Below are 13,694 nucleotides of genomic sequence, written 5' to 3'. Positions count from 1 at the left end.
CATTTTGGTTGTCTGACAGGCCGCCATCGCGAGCAAGCTCGCTCCCACAGGGGGGGGCAGCGCCGCTATCCAAATGTGGGAGGAGCAGAAAGCTCAGGAAACCATGGCGATCCAGACTCAGATCATGGCGACCCAAGCCACATTGCAGACCCTGCAGGCCGCTCTGTTGCAGGCAATGACTGTCTCGATCGATACCCATGCCTGACATTTTGGTTGTCTGACAGACCGCCATCGCGAGCAAGCTCGCTCCCACAGGGGGGGGCAGCGCCGCTATCCAAATGTGGGAGGAGCAGAAAGCTCAGGAAACCATGGCGATCCAGACTCAGATCATGGCGACCCAAGCCACATTGCAGACCCTGCAGGCCGCTCTGTTGCAGGCAATGACTGTCTCGATCGATACCCATGCCTGACATTTTGGTTGTCTGACAGACCGCCATCGCGAGCAAGCTCGCTCCCACAGGGGGGGGCAGCGCTGCTATCCAAATGTGGGAGCGAGCTTGCTCGCGATGAGGCCCTACCAGACCACACAAAACCATCAGCCAAACAAAAAGGCCCCAGGGTTCACACCCCGGGGCCTTTTTGATTTTTCAGCGACCGATCAGGCCGCTTTGGCTTCCGGCTGGCTCAGGGAACGGTTCAGTGCACTGAACAGCGCCTTGAAGCTGGCGGTGGTGATGTTCTCATCAATGCCCACGCCGTGCACCGCACGCTCGCCGTTGACCCGCAGTTCGATGTACGCCGCCGCCTTGGCATTGGTGCCGGCGCCGATGGCGTGTTCGTTGTAGTCCATGATCTCCACCGGAATTGGCAGGCCGGCCACCAGGGCTTCCAGCGCGCCGTTGCCCTTGCCGCGCCAGTGCAGGTTGGTCTCGCCCTGGCCCTTGCTCGCCACTTCCACTTCCACGGCGCTGTTGCCGTTTTCTTCCTGCAGGCGATGGCTGACCAGCGCGTACGGGGTGTTGGCTTGCAGGTATTCACGCTGCAGCAGGGCGTGGATCTGCTGGGCAGTCATTTCCAGGCCCAGGCGATCGGTTTCGCGCTGTACTACCTGGCTGAACTCGATCTGCATGCGACGCGGCAGGCTGATGCCGTATTCCTGTTCCAGCAGGTAGGCGATGCCGCCCTTGCCCGACTGACTATTGACGCGAATCACCGCCTCGTAGCTGCGGCCAATGTCGGCCGGGTCGATCGGCAGGTAAGGCACTTCCCACAGACCGTCCGATTTCTGCTGGGCGAAGCCCTTGCGGATGGCGTCCTGGTGCGAGCCGGAGAACGCGGTGTGGACCAGGTCGCCAACGTACGGATGACGCGGGTGTACCGGGATCTGGTTGCATTCCTCGACCACTTTGCGCACGCCGTCGATGTCGGAGAAGTCCAGCTCAGGGTTGATACCCTGGGTGTAGAGGTTCAGCGCCACGGTCACCAGGTCGACGTTACCGGTGCGTTCGCCGTTGCCGAACAGGCAGCCTTCGACACGGTCGGCGCCGGCCATCAGGCCCAGCTCGGTAGCGGCTACGCCGGTGCCACGGTCGTTGTGGGTGTGCAGGCTGATCAGCACGCTGTCACGACGGGTGATGTTGCGGTGGAACCACTCGATCTGGTCGGCGTAGATGTTCGGCGTGGCGACTTCCACGGTAGCGGGCAGGTTGAGGATCACCTTGCGCTCTGGCGTCGGATTCCAGACTTCGATCACCGCGTCGCAGACTTCCTTGGCGAACTCCAGCTCAGTGGCGCTGAAAGTCTCTGGCGAGTATTCGAACTGCCATTGGGTTTCCGGTTGCTGCGCGGCGTATTTGACGAACAGCTTGGCCGCGTTCACCGCGATTTCCTTCACGCCTTCCTTGTCCTGGTTGAACACGATGCGGCGGAACGACGGGCAGGTGGCGTTGTACAGGTGAACGATGGCCTTTTTCGCGCCGCGCAGGGATTCGAACGTACGGGCGATCAGGTCTTCACGGGCCTGGGTCAGCACCTGGATGGTGGTGTCGTCCGGGATGTGGCCTTCTTCGATGAGGGTGCGCACGAAGTCGAAGTCGGTCTGCGAAGCGGCTGGGAACGAAGCTTCGATTTCCTTCACGCCCACCGCGACGAGGGTTTTCCAGAAGCGCAGCTTCTTGACCGCGTCCATCGGCTCGATCAGCGACTGGTTGCCGTCACGCAGGTCGGAGCTGCACCAGATCGGCGCGGCGGTGATGGTCTTCGACGGCCAGGTGCGGTCCGGCAGGTTGATCGTCGGGAAAGCACGGTATTTGGAAGACGGGTCTTTGAGCATGCTCATGGGGAAATCCTTATTGTCGTGGCCGGAAAGAGGCGGCCTGCCGGTGGTTCGATGGGGGTGGCTTCACAGCCGGGACGAGGTGCCGCGATTCAGCCCGGCAGTCGTGCGCTGACGAGGCACAGGCTGCGGTGCTGGCGAAGCTGAATGAGGGTGTGAGAGGTTTTCATGCCTTCAACCCTAACCGCGTGAGGAGAGGATCGCAAGCAGTCGGAAAAAATTGAGATAAGTTCTGCTTTTAGGCGGGTTTGCGAGATTTAATCGCGCATGTATCAGGTACGGATGTCAGAAATTGCGTCGATGTTTTGAGCTTGGCAATTCAAAGGAGGGGGTGATGCGGCTGCCGTCATCGCGAGCAAGCTCGCTCCCACAGGAGATCTATGTCGCACTGAAGATCAAATGTGGGAGCGAGCTTGCTCGCGATGAGGCCAGTAGCCCCACCATCCCATTCAGGGTTGGAAAGCTCCGATAAAAATCGCCGGATCCACCCGCGCATCGTTCAGGCTGATGTTCCAGTGCATGTGCGGCCCCGTCGCGCGGCCGGTGGCGCCGACCTTGCCCACCACGGTGCCCCGGGCCAGTTGCTGGCCGACCTTCACGTCGATCTTCGACATGTGGCAGAACATGCTGATGAAGCCCTGGCCATGGTCGACGAACACGGTGTTGCCATTGAAGAAGTAGTTGCCGGTGAGGATCACCTTGCCGGCGGCCGGGGTCTTGATCGGCGTGCCGGCGGGCACGGCGAAGTCCAGGCCGGCGTGGGGGTTGCGCTCTTCGCCGTTGAAGAAGCGGCGCACGCCGAACTTGCTCGACAGCGGGCCGTCGACCGGTTTGTCCAGCAGCAGGTTGCTGGGGATGTTCGGGCTGAAGCTGCGATAAGCCTTCAGTTGCACCGTCAGCTCGGCGTCGATGCGCTTGAGGTCCGCCGGGTTCGGGTTGACCTGGCGCTTATTCTTCAGGGTGATGTGTTGCTCGGGGTACTTCTTGTAGCCGACCACGAACGGCTGGGTGCCGCCGCCACTGCTGATCTGCTGCGTGCCGGGCTGGACCGTCAGCGGGATGCCGACAATCGCCAGCCAGTTGTCCTGTTCCTTGACCACCAGCACCGGCTTGCCCTGGTAACTGGCTTTCGGTGCCTTGGCGGCGCTGCCCAGGTCTACCACGGCCACGCCGCCGGGCACTGGTTTGTTCAGCAGGCGGGTAATGTAACTGTCGGCGTGGGCGTTGAAGGTCAGGCACAGCAAGAGCAAGGGGGCGAGATATCGCGGCATGAATCAATCCAGTAAAGAAAGGGTGACCGGCGTCAGGTGATTGTCTTCGACCCGTACCAGCAATTCGCCTTCGCCGAGCTTGGCGGTCAGGCGCTGGCCGGTCTGGGTTTGCCCGGCACTGCGGATCGCCTGGCCGCGTTCGTCGAGCAAAATGCTGTAGCCGCGGCCGAGGGTCGCCAGGGGGCTGACAATGTGCAGCGTCTGCATCTGGTTGTGCAATTGCACGCGGCGGTTTTTCAGACCTTCGCGCATGGCCCGGGGCAGGCGTTCGGCCAGGCTGTCCAGGCGCTGGCGCAGCAAGGCCAGTTGCCGGCCCGGATGTTGCCCGGCCAGGCGGGTTTCCAGGCGGATCAGGCGTTCGCGGCGGGTATTGAGGCTGCGCTCGAACGCCCGGCGCATGCGCATGTCCAGGTCGTCGAGGCGCTGGGCTTGCTGGCGCAGGCGTTCGCCGGGGTGACGCAGGCGTCGGGTGAGGCCTTCGAGACGCAGTTGATCGCGCATCAGCCGGTCACGCATGCGCATCACCAGCCGGCGATGCAGGCTTTCGACCCGACGCACCAGGTCGCCGGCATCCGGGGCCAGCAGTTCGGCGGCGGCGGACGGGGTCGGGGCGCGTACGTCGGCGACGAAATCGCTGATGGACACGTCGGTCTCATGGCCTACGGCGCTGACGATCGGCGTGACGCAGGCATCCACCGCCCGGGCCACGGCTTCTTCGTTGAAGCACCACAAGTCTTCCAGCGAACCGCCGCCCCGGGCCAGGATCAGCGCATCGAAACCACGGGCGTCGGCCAGCTTCAGGGCGCGGACGATTTGTGCGGTGGCTTCGCGGCCTTGCACGGCAGTGGGAATCAGGGTCAGGGCAATCTGCGGCGCGCGGCGACGGAACACGCTGATGATGTCGCGGATCACCGCGCCCGTGGGTGAACTGATAATACCGATGCGTTGCGGATGGGCCGGCAACGGCACCTTGCGTTCGGCGCTGAACAGGCCTTCGGCGCTGAGCTTTTCCTTCAAGGCATCGAAGGCCAGGCGCAGTGCGCCATCGCCGGCCGGCTCGACGGTGTCGAGGATCAGTTGATAGTCGCCACGGCCTTCGAACAGCGAGACCTTGCCGCGCACTTTCACCGCCAGCCCGTCTTTCAAGGCCTGGCGCACCCGCGCGGCATTCTGCCGGAACAGCGCACAACGCACCTGGGCGCCACTGTCCTTGAGGGTGAAGTACACATGGCCGGAGGCCGGACGGGCGAGGTTGGAGATTTCGCCCTCGACCCAGATGTTGCTGAACACGTCTTCAAGCAACACCCGCGCACGGCCGTTGAGCTGGCTGACAGTCAGGACCTCGCGGTCCAGGCCCAGTCGGGCAAAGGGATCTTTAATCATGGGCGGCATGATAAGGGGATTCGCCGATGGTGTGCAGACAATTAGACCGGGTTGCCTGCATCGCGAGCAAGCTCGCTCCCACAGGAGATCTATGTCGCACTGAAGATCGAATGTGGGAGCGAGCTTGCTCGCGATAGCGATAGGCCAATCACCACAAATGCTGGAAGTAACCCCCCGCATCTGGCTAAAGTCGCCGCTTTCGCCATCAAGGAAGTGCCGGATGAGTCTTCTCCCATGGTTGGGCCAATGGGCATTTGCCCCCACGCAATGGCTGGTGATCGGCTCGGCCATTGCCCTGGCCTATATCGTCTTCGGTATCGCCGGGTTCGGCACAGCGCTGGTGGCCGCGCCCATTCTGCTGCTGTTCATGCCCCTGTCGAAAATCGTCCCGCTGCTGGTCTTGCTGGATTTTGTCGCGGCCTTCGGCAACTTGCTGCCGTCGCGTCGGGACGTGTCCCGGCCGGAGCTGCTGCGGTTGTTGCCGTGCATGGCGCTGGGCTGCACCCTCGGGGTGATTTTCCTGCTCAACCTCAAGTCCGACCTGTTGTTGCTGCTGATGGGGGTGTTCATCAGTTGCTATGCGATCTACAGCCTGCTGATCAAGACCCGGCCGACGCAGTTGTCATCGCTGTGGGCGGTTCCGATGGGCACGGTGGGCGGGATGTTCGGCGCGTTGTTTGGCAGTGGCGGCTTTTTATATGCCATCTACCTGAACAGTCGCTTGCCCAAGGACCCGGCCCGAGCCACGCAAAGTGCCCTGATCAGTTGCAGCACCGTGGTGCGCCTGAGTCTGTTTATCGTGGCCGGGGTCTATGCCGAGCTACCCTTGTTGGTACTGGCGCTGTGTTTGTTGCCGGCCATGGCGCTGGGGTTGTGGGTAGGGCGTCGCTTGACCATGAAGATGTCGCGAGAGGCATTCGTGCGGCTGGTCACCTGGCTGGTGCTTGCCAGCGGCCTCGCGTTGATCGGGCGCTACCTGAGTGCTTGACCTGGCCCCGCCAGGGATTAAGCTGCCGGCCTTTGATCAGACCCTGCCAGGGAAACAGCCAGGCCTCGCCATGAACTCGCAAAGCATCATCGTTCCGAAAATTTCCACCCTGCCGGTCCACGAGCCTCGGGCCCGGGCGATCGTGCGCTGGCTGGTGCGCAAGAATATCGTCGAAGAACAACTGACCACCTGCGGGCGCACCGGCAATCGCATGGCCCACGCCATCGCCCCCGGAGCCCGCGAGGTGGTCCTGCATCCCGAAGCCTTGCCGTTCGGTGAAGCGATCAATGGCCTGGAGATCATCACCAAGCGCTGCATCTATACACCGGCCAAGGGCTTTCTCGAAGAAGCCGGTTGCGCCGAGTGCCGCAAGGAAGTCGGCGAAGCGCTGTTCGAAAGCCTCGAAGACTGGATGCCGGCGCGCACCGACAACTTCACTTGCCCCGAATGCGGTCATGAAGACGACATCAACGGCTTCCTGTTCCTGCAGCCCTGCGGCTTTTCCAACCTGGGGTTCATCTTCAACAACTGGCTGGAGGCGGGGTTCAAGCAGGACTTTCTCGATGAGTTCGCCGATTGGCTCGATCAGCCGGTGAGTTGGGTGAAGGTGGAGTTGTAAGGACACCGATGAGCGAGTGTGGGAGCGAGCTTGCTCGCGATGGCGTCGGGTCAGTTGGTGCGGTGTTGACTGATACGCCGCCATCGCGAGCAAGCTCGCTCCCACAGGGAATGTGCTGGCAGTAGGGCAGTGATTTAGCCCGTCAATCAGCCCGGCAATAATAGACAGAGTTTTACATTGAGCCAGACGGGGTCCATGAGTATAATGGCGCGCTTCCATTTTCCCGCTCGGGAGCCCCCGCGATGCTGCGTATCAGCCAAGAAGCTCTGACCTTCGACGACATTCTCCTAGTGCCCGGTTATTCCGAAGTACTGCCTAACGAAGTCAGTCTCAAAACCCGTCTCACCCGTGGCATCGAACTGAATATCCCCCTGGTTTCCGCCGCCATGGACACCGTGACCGAAGCCCGTCTGGCTATTGCCATGGCCCAGGAAGGCGGTATCGGTATCATCCACAAGAACATGACCATCGAACAGCAGGCCGCCGAAGTGCGCAAGGTCAAGCGGTTCGAGGCTGGCGTGGTCAAGGATCCGATCACCATCGAGGCTGACGCCACGGTCCGGGATCTGTTCGAACTGACCCGCATGCACAACATCTCCGGCGTTCCGGTGCTGCACGATGGCGACCTGGTCGGCATCGTCACCTCCCGCGACGTGCGTTTCGAGAATCGCCTGGATGCCAGCGTCCGCCAAGTGATGACGCCTAAAGAGCGCCTGGTCACGGTCAAGGAAGGCACCAACAAGGAAGAAGTCCGCGAGTTGCTGCACAAGCACCGCATCGAGCGCGTGCTGATCGTCGACGACAAATTCGCCCTCAAGGGCATGATGACCGTCAACGACATCGAAAAAGCCAAGGCCTACCCGCTGGCGAGCAAGGACGACCAAGGTCGTCTGCGCGTCGGCGCTGCGGTCGGCACCGGCAAGGACACCGGTGACCGTGTCGCCGCCCTGGTCAGTGCCGGTGTTGACGTGGTGGTGGTCGACACCGCCCACGGCCACTCCAAAGGCGTGATCGACCGCGTTCGCTGGGTCAAGCAGAACTTCCCTGAAGTGCAGGTGATCGGCGGCAACATCGCCACCGGCGCTGCCGCCAAGGCCCTGGCCGAAGCCGGCGCCGACGCGGTCAAGGTCGGTATCGGCCCTGGCTCGATCTGCACCACCCGTATCGTTGCCGGTGTCGGCGTGCCGCAGATCAGTGCCATCGCCAACGTCGCCGCCGCCCTTGAAGGCACTGGCGTGCCGTTGATCGCCGACGGCGGTATCCGGTTCTCCGGTGACCTGTCCAAGGCCATCGTAGCCGGTGCCTCCTGCGTGATGATGGGTTCGATGTTCGCCGGTACCGAAGAAGCGCCGGGCGAGATCGAGCTGTTCCAGGGCCGTAGCTACAAGGCTTATCGCGGCATGGGTTCGCTGGGCGCCATGTCCCAGGCCCAGGGCTCTTCCGACCGTTACTTCCAGGACTCCTCCGCGGGTGCCGAGAAGCTGGTGCCGGAAGGCATCGAAGGTCGCGTGCCGTACAAAGGCACCCTGAGCGCCATCATCCATCAACTGATGGGCGGCCTGCGTTCTTCCATGGGCTACACCGGCAGCGCCAACATCGAAGAGATGCGCACCAAGCCGGAATTCGTGCGTATCACCGGCGCTGGCATGGCCGAGTCCCATGTCCACGACGTGCAGATCACCAAGGAAGCGCCGAACTACCGCGTAGGTTAAGGCTTCCAGCAAAACGTTAATCACCGGGGCTGTTCATTCAGCCCCGAGTTGTTTCTGATTCACTACATGAGAATGAGTCATGGCCCTCGACATTCACGCTCACCGCATCCTGATCCTCGACTTCGGTTCCCAGTACACCCAGCTGATCGCCCGCCGCGTGCGTGAAATCGGTGTGTACTGCGAATTGCATCCGTTCGACATGGATGATGAAGCGATTCGCGAATTCGCGCCTAAAGGCGTCATCCTCGCCGGCGGCCCCGAGTCCGTGCACGAAGCCGACAGCCCGCGCTGCCCGCAAGCCGTGTTCGACCTGGGCGTGCCCGTCTTCGGTATCTGCTACGGCATGCAGACCATGGCTGAACAGCTGGGCGGCAAGGTCGAAGGTTCGGACCTGCGTGAGTTCGGTTATGCCCGCGTTGACGTAGTCGGCAAGAGCCGCCTGCTGGACGGCATCGAGGACCACGTCGACGCCGACGGCCTGTTCGGCCTGGACGTGTGGATGAGCCACGGTGACAAGGTCACCAGGATGCCGGAAGACTTCCACATCCTGGCCAGCACCCCGAGCTGCCCGATTGCCGGCATGTTCAACGATGATCGCCGTTACTACGGCGTGCAGTTCCACCCTGAAGTGACCCACACCAAGCAGGGCGGCCGCATCTTGTCGCGCTTCATCCTCGACATCTGCGAGTGCGAAGCCCTGTGGACCCCGTCGAAAATCGCTGAAGATGCCATCGCCCAGGTGCGCGCCCAGGTTGGCACCGACAACGTGCTGCTGGGCCTGTCTGGCGGTGTCGATTCCTCGGTGGTTGCCGCGCTGCTGCACAAGGCCATTGGCGACCAACTGACCTGCGTCTTCGTCGACAACGGCCTGCTGCGCCTGCACGAAGGCGAGCAAGTGATGGCCATGTTCGCCGAGAACATGGGCGTCAAAGTGATCCGCGCCAACGCCGAAGAGCAGTTCCTGAACAACCTGGCCGGCGAGTCCGACCCGGAGAAGAAGCGCAAGATCATCGGCCGCACCTTCATCGACGTGTTCGATGCCCAGTCCAACAAGCTGGACAACATCAAGTACCTGGCCCAGGGCACCATCTACCCCGACGTGATCGAGTCGGCCGGCGCCAAGAGCGGCAAGGCCCACGTGATCAAGTCCCACCACAACGTCGGTGGCCTGCCGGAAGAGATGAACCTCAAGCTGGTCGAGCCGCTGCGCGAACTGTTCAAGGACGAAGTGCGTCGCCTCGGCCTGGAGCTGGGCCTGCCGTACGACATGGTCTACCGTCACCCATTCCCGGGCCCGGGCCTGGGCGTGCGGATCCTCGGTGAAGTGAAGAAGGAATACGCCGACCTGCTGCGTCGCGCCGACCACATCTTCATCGAAGAACTGCGCAAGGCCGACTGGTACCACAAGGTCAGCCAGGCGTTCGTGGTGTTCCAGCCAGTGAAATCGGTGGGCGTGGTCGGCGATGGCCGTCGTTACGCCTGGGTCGTGGCCCTGCGTGCCGTGGAAACCATCGACTTCATGACCGCGCGCTGGGCACACCTGCCGTACGAGCTGCTGGAAACCGTTTCCGGGCGCATCATCAATGAAATCGAAGGTATCTCGCGCGTGACGTATGACGTGTCGAGCAAGCCGCCGGCGACGATTGAGTGGGAATGAGTCAGGCTTAGATATCTGACTGCTGACGGCCACTATTGGCCCTGGCGCCCGTTTTGAACAAAAGCCCTGTGGATAACTTCCATGGGGCTTTTTTCATTTTGGCTCAATTCCAGGCTTCATCAGCTTCCGCCCGTGGTGACCTAGCGTGACGGTATTGGGAGGGCGGTGCCGTCACCGTTCGCTACGATTACCCGCCTTAGCGGTGTTCCGGAAACGCTTATCATCGGGCGGCATGGCCCCAAGAGTATTTCACCGTACGGTTCACGAGGACCTGTCACATGCCAACCTATCTCCTCGTTTGAGACGCTGCTGAGTGGCGCCGCTTGAAGCGGATGCTTAGGTTGTCATCTGACAATCTGGCGACTCATGCGAATACTGAAGATCACGGATGATTCGTCCAACGCACCCGAAGAAAGAAATCGAAGAAGCGCTTAGGCATGCCGAAGGGCAGGGGTGGTGCATAGAAGTTGGCGGCAGTCACGCCTGGGGACGGGTTTATTGCCCGTACAACGATGAGACGTGCCGCTGCGGCGAGTTCTGCATCACCTCGATATGGTGCACGCCGAAGAACCCTGGCAACCATGCGCGAGCATGCGACGCGTCGTGGACAATTGCACTGCGCATCGCAATCGGCGTGAGGCTGATGACGATGCTGAGCAATAGAACAATGGACTATATTTTTACCTTGAAATATCAGCTTGCTGACGATGGCTGTGCCATGGATGAACTGATCGAGCGCTTGGGAGAAGCGGGCTGCGACGATGCCCTGGTCGGCATCGGGCAGCCGGGGCGACTGGCGCTTGAGTTCACTCGCGATGCTCCTGATGCGGTCAAGGCAGTGCTTAGTGCTCTGGCCGACGTCCATCGCGCGGTGCCGTCGGTCAAATTGATCGAGGTAGCGCCTGATTTGGTAGGGCTGACCGATGTAGCTGAGATCGTAGGTGTGTCTCGGCAGAACATGCGCAAGCTGATGTTGGCTCATCCAGATAGCTTCCCAACGCCGGTGCACGAGGGGAGTGCTTCTATCTGGCATTTGGCAGACGTGCTGACCTGGCTGCAGGCCAAGGGCAGCTATTCGCTTACCAAGAATGTGTTGGATGTGGCCCAGGTGGCGTTGCAGGTCAACGTTGCGAAAGAAGGTCGACGGTTACCTGGTATGGCTTGCGAAGAGTTGGAAGCTTTGGTTGGGTGATAGTCATGCTCAGCCTCTCCTCAGTTTGACGAGCCGGTTGGCAGGAGTAATCGTTTTTGTGCGCGACTCTTGTTATCTAATCGTTTTTTTACAACCTTAACCGTTAGCTACAAGATCAGGTGCACGACATCATTTCTGGAATGCCCGCGCTGCAACAGGTAGGGGTATGGGCCGAAATCAACGCCGCGCCACATCCGAAAAATAAAACTTGTCCAGCGTATGCCGCGATTCGGTGTACTCGAACTGTCGGCCGTCCTGGAGAAAGGTCTGGTTGCTGACCACGATCACATGGCTCTGGCCGTCGAGGTCCAGGTGTTGCTGGTCGTCCTTGCCGCAGCGGACTGCTTCGATGGTGCGCTGGGCGTAGGCGATTTGCAGGTGCAGGGTCTGTTCGATGAAGGCGTAGATCGACTGCATGGCGATGTCGCGGGTCAGGCCAGGGATCACGTCGCTGACGAAGTGGTTGATGTCCAGGATCACGCGCTTGCCGTCGATTCGCCGGACCCGCTTGATGCGGGTGATCGGGCTCCCGGCGGGGGCCTTGATGTGTTCGAGCAGCGCTCCTTCCAACGGAAACTGGCTGAACTCGACCACTTCGGTGCTGACATCGTTGCCCAGGCGCGGGTAGGTCTCCTGGAAGCTGACGATGCCGCCGAGCTGGAATTCGATGGGCTGGGTCGACAGCACAAAGGTGCCCTTGCCATGGATCTTCTGGGCGAAGCCGCGCTCCTGGAGTTGTTCGATGGCCTTGCGCACCGTGCCACGGCTGGCCTGATAGCTGTCCATCAGTTCGGTTTCGGAGGGCAGGCGAGCGCCTCGCTCCAGGCGTTCGGTGGTAATGCTGGTCAGCAGATCGTTGTAGATCTGGTTGTATTTGCTCATGGAGAGGGCTCTGTACCGCGCTGTTCACCGGGGCGGAACCTTACGGGCCAAGTGGGGGAGTTGTCCATTCGGCTGTCATTATTTGACGACAGGAGCGTAGGACGTTTCCCGGTTTTTCGGAGGCTCATCATAAACAAAAACAAAACTCGTCTGTACGAGTTGTTGATTTAACTCGTACAGACGAGTACTTTCTCTTCCACGTGCTGTCGACTCTCAATAACAAGAATGACGCGGAAGAAAAAAGCATGAGCCACGATTACTCCAAAATCGCCAGCGAGCTGCTGCAAAGCTTGGGTGGCGTCGACAATATCGAGCAGGCGGCCCATTGCGTGACGCGCCTGCGCCTGTCCCTCAAGGACGCGGCCCGGGTGGACAGTGCCACGCTGAACCAGATCGACCTGGTCAAGGGTTCGTTTTTTACCGGTGGCCTGTTCCAGGTGGTCATTGGCCCGGGCGAGGTGGAAAAGGTCTATGCCGCCCTGCGCGAGCTGACGGGCCTGGCCGCCGCGACCATTGCCGACGTCAAGCGCCAGGGCGCGCAGAAGGGCAACGGCATGCAGCGCCTGGTGCGGGTACTGTCCGATGTGTTCATGCCCATTTTGCCTGCCCTGGTGATCGCCGGCCTGCTGATGGGCGTCAACAACCTGTTGGGTGCCAAGGGCATGTTCATTGCCGGGCAGACGTTGCTCGATGCCTATCCGCACCTGGATGGCGTCTGGAGCCTGATCAACCTCATGGCCAATACCTCCTTTGTCTTTCTCCCGGCCCTGGTGGGCTGGTCGGCGGCCAAGCGTTTCGGCGGCAGTGAGATCCTTGGCATCGTGCTGGGCCTGATGCTCGTCCACCCGGACCTGCTCAACGCCTGGAACTACGGCAAGGCCGTGGCGGGGCTGGAAGGCCAGAGCCTGCCGTACTTCGACATCTTCGGCTGGTTCCGGATCGAGAAAGTCGGTTACCAGGGGCAGATCCTGCCGATCCTGCTGGCGGCCTATGTCATGAGCGTGATCGAGCGATGGTTGCGGGCCAGGGTGCCCAACGCCATCCAGTTGCTCGTGATCCCCATCACCACCATCGTCATCACCGGTGTACTGGCCCTTGCCATCATCGGTCCGGTCACCCGGCACCTGGGCATCCTGATTACCGAAGGCATGGTGGCGCTGTTCGACCTGGCGCCGGTGATTGGCGGGGCGATTTTCGGCCTGCTCTATGCGCCGCTGGTGGTGACCGGCATGCACCACATGTTCCTGGCGGTGGACCTGCAATTGATCTCGACCCAGGGTGGCACCTTCATCTGGCCGATGATCGTCATGTCCAACCTGGCCCAGGGCAGCGCGGCGCTGGCGGTGTTCTACATGACCCGTAATGCGCGGGACAAGAGCATGGCGTCCACGTCGGCGATTTCCGCTTATTTCGGCATCACCGAGCCGGCAATGTTCGGCGTCAACCTGCGCTACAAATTCCCTTTCTATTGCGCGCTGGCCGGCTCGGCCCTGGGCTGCATTTTCCTGTCGCTGAACAAGATCAAGGCCTCGGCGATTGGCGTCGGGGGCCTGCCGGGTTTCATTTCGATCGTGCCCGATTACATACCGATGTTCGTGGTCGGCATGGTCATCGCCATGAGCGTGCCCTTTGCCCTGACCTGCGCGTTGAGCATGAAGATCGTCCGGCCGGGGTATCGGGTGGCCTGACACCTGTGGGAGCCGGGCTTGCCCGCG

10 protein-coding genes and 1 pseudogene are annotated in these 13,694 nt (G+C 61.4%); 7 read left to right on the top strand and 4 right to left on the bottom strand.

Annotated elements, in window-relative coordinates:
- Positions 1-598: 598 nt before the first annotated feature.
- The 3 genes from leuA to xseA form a co-directional block, all read right to left on the bottom strand.
- Complete coding sequence (gene leuA, locus F7R20_RS13805) at positions 599-2,278, bottom strand: 2-isopropylmalate synthase (RefSeq protein WP_003198029.1); 1,680 nt, start codon at positions 2,276-2,278, stop codon at positions 599-601.
- A gap of 446 nt (positions 2,279-2,724) precedes the next feature.
- Positions 2,725-3,546, bottom strand: coding sequence for a peptidoglycan DD-metalloendopeptidase family protein (locus F7R20_RS13800; RefSeq protein WP_003198031.1), 822 nt, complete (start codon positions 3,544-3,546; stop codon positions 2,725-2,727).
- Between the two features lie 3 nt (positions 3,547-3,549).
- Complete coding sequence (gene xseA / locus F7R20_RS13795; RefSeq protein WP_003198033.1) at positions 3,550-4,929, bottom strand: exodeoxyribonuclease VII large subunit; 1,380 nt, start codon at positions 4,927-4,929, stop codon at positions 3,550-3,552.
- Between the two features lie 220 nt (positions 4,930-5,149).
- Here xseA and F7R20_RS13790 point away from each other — a divergent pair, with 220 nt between their 5' ends.
- The 6 genes and pseudogenes from F7R20_RS13790 (at position 5,150) to F7R20_RS13765 (ending at position 11,097) form a co-directional block, all read left to right on the top strand.
- Positions 5,150-5,917: a sulfite exporter TauE/SafE family protein gene (locus tag F7R20_RS13790; protein WP_003198035.1), complete on the top strand. Its 768-nt coding sequence runs from the start codon at positions 5,150-5,152 to the stop codon at positions 5,915-5,917.
- Positions 5,918-5,987: 70 nt separating this feature from the next.
- Positions 5,988-6,536, top strand: a complete 549-nt coding sequence (locus F7R20_RS13785; RefSeq protein WP_003198037.1) for a hypothetical protein — start codon at positions 5,988-5,990, stop codon at positions 6,534-6,536.
- Positions 6,537-6,778: 242 nt separating this feature from the next.
- Positions 6,779-8,248: an IMP dehydrogenase gene (gene guaB, locus F7R20_RS13780; protein WP_003198039.1), complete on the top strand. Its 1,470-nt coding sequence runs from the start codon at positions 6,779-6,781 to the stop codon at positions 8,246-8,248.
- 79 nt (positions 8,249-8,327) lie between these two features.
- The gene (guaA, locus tag F7R20_RS13775; protein ID WP_003198041.1) at positions 8,328-9,905 is read left to right on the top strand and encodes a glutamine-hydrolyzing GMP synthase; all 1,578 of its coding nucleotides are present in this window, start codon (positions 8,328-8,330) and stop codon (positions 9,903-9,905) included.
- Positions 9,906-10,293: 388 nt separating this feature from the next.
- Positions 10,294-10,568 (top strand): annotated as a pseudogene (locus F7R20_RS13770) (hypothetical protein).
- A 4-nt stretch (positions 10,569-10,572) separates the two neighbouring features.
- The gene (locus F7R20_RS13765) at positions 10,573-11,097 is read left to right on the top strand and encodes a helix-turn-helix transcriptional regulator (protein ID WP_003198043.1); all 525 of its coding nucleotides are present in this window, start codon (positions 10,573-10,575) and stop codon (positions 11,095-11,097) included.
- A gap of 177 nt (positions 11,098-11,274) precedes the next feature.
- Here the strand turns inward: F7R20_RS13765 and treR are convergent, their stop codons facing one another.
- Positions 11,275-11,979: a trehalose operon repressor gene (gene treR / locus F7R20_RS13760; protein WP_003198045.1), complete on the bottom strand. Its 705-nt coding sequence runs from the start codon at positions 11,977-11,979 to the stop codon at positions 11,275-11,277.
- Between the two features lie 245 nt (positions 11,980-12,224).
- On the opposite strand from treR, the gene treP reads away from it, so the two are divergent.
- A complete protein-coding gene (gene treP / locus F7R20_RS13755; RefSeq protein ID WP_003198050.1) occupies positions 12,225-13,667 on the top strand; it encodes a PTS system trehalose-specific EIIBC component in 1,443 nt (480 codons plus the stop codon).
- Positions 13,668-13,694: the final 27 nt, after the last annotated feature.

It is taken from the genome of Pseudomonas brassicacearum subsp. brassicacearum, from assembly GCF_008801605.1.
In the GTDB taxonomy this organism is placed as follows: domain Bacteria; phylum Pseudomonadota; class Gammaproteobacteria; order Pseudomonadales; family Pseudomonadaceae; genus Aquipseudomonas; species Aquipseudomonas brassicacearum.
The sequence above is the reverse complement of the archived record's forward strand: the minus strand, read 5'-3'. Positions and strand labels throughout refer to the sequence as shown.